The 4,271-nt window shown below is 70.1% G+C and carries 4 protein-coding genes; all 4 read left to right on the top strand.

Features of this window, described 5'->3' with window-relative positions:
- The 4 genes from xerD to scpB all read left to right on the top strand — a co-directional run bounded on the left by xerD (window position 1) and on the right by scpB (window position 3,826).
- Entirely contained in the window at window positions 1-927 is a 927-nt protein-coding gene (gene xerD / locus ON38_RS09385) for a site-specific tyrosine recombinase XerD (protein ID WP_083872473.1), read from the top strand.
- A gap of 319 nt (window positions 928-1,246) precedes the next feature.
- Window positions 1,247-2,122: a ParA family protein gene (locus tag ON38_RS09390; RefSeq protein WP_051164537.1), complete on the top strand. Its 876-nt coding sequence runs from the start codon at window positions 1,247-1,249 to the stop codon at window positions 2,120-2,122.
- A complete protein-coding gene (locus ON38_RS09395; RefSeq protein WP_051164536.1) occupies window positions 2,119-3,024 on the top strand; it encodes a segregation and condensation protein A in 906 nt (301 codons plus the stop codon). The genes ON38_RS09390 and ON38_RS09395 overlap by 4 nt, the downstream gene beginning before the upstream one ends.
- Window positions 3,025-3,169: 145 nt before the next feature.
- Window positions 3,170-3,826, top strand: a complete 657-nt coding sequence (gene scpB / locus ON38_RS09400; RefSeq protein WP_039824067.1) for an SMC-Scp complex subunit ScpB — start codon at window positions 3,170-3,172, stop codon at window positions 3,824-3,826.
- Window positions 3,827-4,271: the final 445 nt, after the last annotated feature.

Consider the following 4,271-nt stretch of genomic DNA (forward strand, 5'->3'; position numbering starts at 1 on the left):
ATCTTCCTGGACCATCTGGCCGTGGAGCGGGGTGCCGCGCGCAGCACCCTCTCCGCCTACCGCCGGGATCTGTCCCGCTACCGGGAGTTCCTGAGCGAACGCGGCCGGACCGACCTGGCGTCCGTCGCGGAGGGCGATATCACCGAGTTCGCGGTCGCACTGCGGGCCGGGGACGGCGAACATCCCCCGCTGGCACCGGGCTCGGTGGCGCGGGCGCTGATCGCGGTGCGGGGGCTGCACCGGTTCGCGGCCGCCGAAGGGCTGACCAGTGCCGATGTCGCGCACGCCGTGAAACCACCGATGGTGGGCCAGCGGCTGCCCAAGGCGCTGCCGGTCGATCAGGTGCTGCGGCTGCTGGACGCGGCCGACGCCGGCGGCGGGACCGGGGGCGAGGCCGCGGCGCGCGGACTGCGTGACCGGGCGCTGCTGGAATTGCTGTACTCGACCGGCGCGCGGATCTCCGAGACCGTCGGACTCGATATCGACGATCTGGATCTCGACGACCGTGCGGTCGTGTTGCGCGGTAAGGGCGGTAAACAGCGGATCGTCCCCATCGGCCGCCCCGCGCTGGCCGCGGTGGATGCCTACCTGGTGCGTGGCCGGCCCGCCCTCGCGGCCCGCGCCCGCCGACATACACCCGGTGCGGCGGCCGCGTTGTTCCTGAACGTGCGCGGCGGCCGGTTGTCCCGGCAGAGCGCCTGGCAGGTACTCCAGCGCGCCGCCGAACACGCCGGGATCACCGCCACGGTGTCACCGCATACGCTGCGGCATTCGTTCGCCACCCATCTGCTGGACGGCGGCGCCGATGTGCGCGTCGTGCAGGAACTGCTGGGGCACGCGTCGGTGACCACCACCCAGATCTACACGCTGGTCACGGTGGGGACGCTGCGTGAGGTGTGGGCGACGGCCCACCCGCGTGCGCGCTGAGTTGCGGCGGCGGAGGAGAGGGCGGGGGGCGATCGCGGGTCGCCGGAGCGTTCGGATCATCGCGCTGCCGCCGCGCATCGCCGCAGGTGGCGCCCTCTACACCAACACGCCGTGCATACACGCGGCGCTCGAGTGGGGTCAACCGGTAGCGTCTAGGACTAGCCGGACCGTGGCGAAAGCGAGACCGTGCCTTGATCGGCCTCGTTACGCTCTACGAGGTGACGGACGGGTAGGAACGTATAAGGAGCAGCGGATCGTGACGACAGCCGGATCGGCGGACTCGCCCAAGGGCGCCGAGAGCGACGATCGCGCCGCGTCTGTGTGGGGCGCGGGCCCCGAACCCGTTCCTGCCGACGCCGCGCTCGGGCCGACGGGGCGGCCGCTGCGTGCGGTTCCGGAACCGCCGGAGCCGTCACACGAGGGCAATGCGCTCATCGTGGCGATGTGCAATCAGAAGGGCGGGGTCGGGAAAACCACCTCGACCATCAATCTGGGTGCGGCGCTGGCCGAATACGGTCGCCGGGTGCTGCTGGTGGACCTCGATCCGCAGGGCGCGTTGTCGGCGGGTCTGGGTGTGGCCCATCACGACCTGGACCTGACCGTGCACAATCTGCTCATCGGGGCGCCGGTGAGCGCCGATGATGTGCTCATGCAGACCAAGGTCGAGAATCTGGATCTGCTGCCCAGCAATATCGATCTGTCGGCGGCCGAGATCCAGTTGGTGAACGAGGTCGGCCGCGAACAGTCGCTGGGACGCGCGCTGGAACCGATCCGCGACCGCTACGACTACATCCTCATCGATTGCCAGCCGTCGCTCGGTCTGCTCACCGTGAACGCGCTCGCGTGCTCCGACGGGGTGATCATTCCGATGGAGTGCGAGTACTTCTCGTTGCGCGGGCTGGCCCTGCTCAACGACACCGTGGAGAAGGTCCGGGACCGGCTGAATCCGCGGCTGAGCCTGTACGGCATCGTGGTGACCATGTTCGATGCCCGGTTGTTGCATTCCCGGCAGGTGATGGCGCGCGTGGTGGAGGTGTTCGGGGAACTGGTCTACGACACCGCGATCGCGCGGACGGTCCGGTTTCCGGATGCCAGTGTCGCCGGCGAACCGATCACCACGTGGGCGCCGAAGTCCAGTGGCGCCGAGGCGTATCGCGCGATGGCACGGGAAGTCATCCACCGGTCCGGGCGGTGAGCGGGCCGTCCCGGCCGGCAACGTCGACGATCAGCGAACCCGCCGCGCCCGCGGATCCGGCGGGCACGGCAGCGGAGAAGTCCGGTTTCCATCTGCGGCTGAGCAATTTCGAGGGCCCGTTCGACCTGCTGCTCCAGTTGATCTCGCAACGTCGTCTCGATGTGACCGAGGTGGCGCTGCACAAGGTCACCGACGAGTTCATCGCCTACACCAAGGCGTTGACCGCCGGATTGAACCAGCCGGGCAATTCGCTGCGCACCGACAAGATCCTGGATCAGACCACCGAGTTCCTCGTGGTGGCGGCGACCCTGCTGGATCTGAAGGCGGCCCGGCTGCTGCCCTCCGGCGAGGTGACCGATCCCGACGATCTGGAGTTGCTCGAGGCCCGGGATCTGCTGTTCGCCCGGCTGCTGCAGTATCGGGCATTCAAGCAGGTCGCCGAGTTGCTCGGAGAGTTGGAGGCGGCCGCGCTGCGCCGGTATCCGCGCAGTGTCGGTCTGGAGGACCGGTTCGCGAGTCTGCTGCCGGAGGTCAGCCTCGGAGTGGACGCGGCCGCTTTCGCCGAGATCGCGGCGGCGGCGTTCCGGCCACGGCCGGTCCCGACGGTGGGACTGGACCATCTGCACGCGCATACCATATCGGTGGCCGAGCAGGCGACGCTCTTGCTGGAACGGCTGCGTGCCCGGGGTGTGGGGGTGTGGACCACGTTCGCCGACCTGGTGGCCGACTGTGCGGCACCGATCCAGATCGTGGCGCGGTTCCTGGCATTGCTCGAGCTGTATCGGGGTAAGACGATCGAGTTCGACCAGCCCGACCCGCTGGGCCCGCTCGCCGTGCGCTGGATCGGTGACGACGGGGACGACGGTGCCGCGCCGGTCACCATAGAAGAGGACTACGGATGAGCGAGCCCGGCCGGACGCGGAAGCGCAGCGTGACCACGCGGGCCACTCACTCGTCCGCGGCGGACGGAGCACGAGCGAGCCGGGACCGGAGGCGGGAGCGCAGCGTGACCACGCGGAGCCCGCGCGCGTACGTGGAGGACGGTGTATGACCGAGACTGTGACCGATATCGCGACCGAGCCGCTGGACGACGACGAATTCCGGTCGGCGCTCGAGGCGCTGTTGCTCGTGGTGGACACTCCGGCGCCGGTGGAGCAGCTGGCCGCCGCACTGGAGGAGGCCCCGCAGCGGGTGGAGCGCACCCTGCGGGAGATGTCGGCGGAGCTGGCCGCCCGGCGCAGCGGAATCGATCTGCGTTTCGCCGGGGACGGGTGGCGCTTCTATACTCGCAGCGAGTACGCACCGTATGTGGAGCGTATGTTGCTCGACGGCGCCCGGTCGAAGTTGACCCGGGCGGCTCTGGAGACGCTGGCGGTGGTGGCATACCGTCAGCCGGTGACCCGGGCACGGGTCAGCGCGGTGCGCGGTGTCAACGTCGACGGTGTGATGCGTACCCTGCTGGCCAGGGGATTGATCACCGAGGCGGGCACCGACCCGGAAACCAACGGCACGCTGTACGGCACCACCGAACTGTTCCTGGAACGGATCGGATTGGCGTCGCTGAGCGATCTGCCGCCATTGGCGCCCCTGTTGCCGGGGGTGGACCTGATCGATGAGATCAACGACAGTCTGGAGACGGACCCCCGCTACACCAGGCTGCGAAAACCCGCCGAGGAAGATCTGAACCTCGGCGCCGAGGATTGACAGGAAAACGTGAAGACACCCGCTCGCCGAGATGGCATACCGGATCGTAGGAAAAGTGGTGACCAGCCCGCTCGGGCCGGTCGTGGGCGTGGCGCCCCCCGCGCCGGGGATCCCCGCCGGGGAAGTGACGACGGCCCCCGTACCGGCCGTACCGGAGGGCCGCGCAGTACCGAGCGCGGCGCCCGCAGCAATCAGGTACCGCGTTCCACGCGGACCGCGGGGACCGACAGCGCGGCAGAAGGCCGCGGCGGCCGCACCGGCGGTGGTCGCGGTGGCTTCGCGACGCCGGGCCGGGCGGGTTCGGCCGGAGCTGCCCGCGGTGGTCCCGCGGGTACGGGTCGTGGCGGTTCGGCCGGAGCCGGTCGCGGTGGTGCCGCGGGTACGGGCCGTAGCGGCTCGCCCGCGGGCGGCCGCGGTGGTGCGGCCGGATCGCGGACCGGTGGCC

The sequence above is a fragment of the Nocardia testacea NBRC 100365 genome (assembly GCF_000308775.1).
In the GTDB taxonomy this organism is placed as follows: Bacteria; Actinomycetota; Actinomycetes; order Mycobacteriales; family Mycobacteriaceae; genus Nocardia; species Nocardia testacea.

Bases quoted from the DNA above. Each gene is read 5' to 3' on its own strand.
- scpB (WP_039824067.1), top strand. From the start codon at position 3,170: ATGACCGAGACTGTGACCGATATCGCGACCGAGCCGCTGGACGACGAC.